Below are 269 nucleotides of genomic sequence, written 5' to 3'. Positions count from 1 at the left end.
TACATCAGCAGTTGGTGTAGCTGGTGCATTTGGTACATCGTTTATCGTTACTGATAAAGCTGTAGAAACACATGTAGGATCTGAAGTATTTCGAGCCGTTACACTATAAGTTCCAGCGATTAAGTTAATAAAGTCTTCTGAGTCCTGATAGTTCGTGTCATCAATACTGTATTCAAATCCTGCACCTAGTGGAGCTGTAATTGAAATTTTACCTGAAGGTACTGCACACGTTGGTTGAACTACATCAGCAGTTGGTGTAGCTGGTGCAT

General features: G+C 40.5%; 1 protein-coding gene. It reads right to left on the bottom strand.

What is annotated here, in order from left to right; all coding sequences use genetic code 11:
• On the bottom strand, positions 1 to 269 hold a 269-nt coding region (locus tag FHP04_RS14585), incomplete at both ends, for a hypothetical protein (protein WP_158319159.1).

Source organism: Aequorivita sinensis (assembly GCF_006346335.1).
Lineage (GTDB): Bacteria > Bacteroidota > Bacteroidia > Flavobacteriales > Flavobacteriaceae > Aequorivita > Aequorivita sinensis.
The sequence above is the reverse complement of the archived record's forward strand: the minus strand, read 5'-3'. Positions and strand labels throughout refer to the sequence as shown.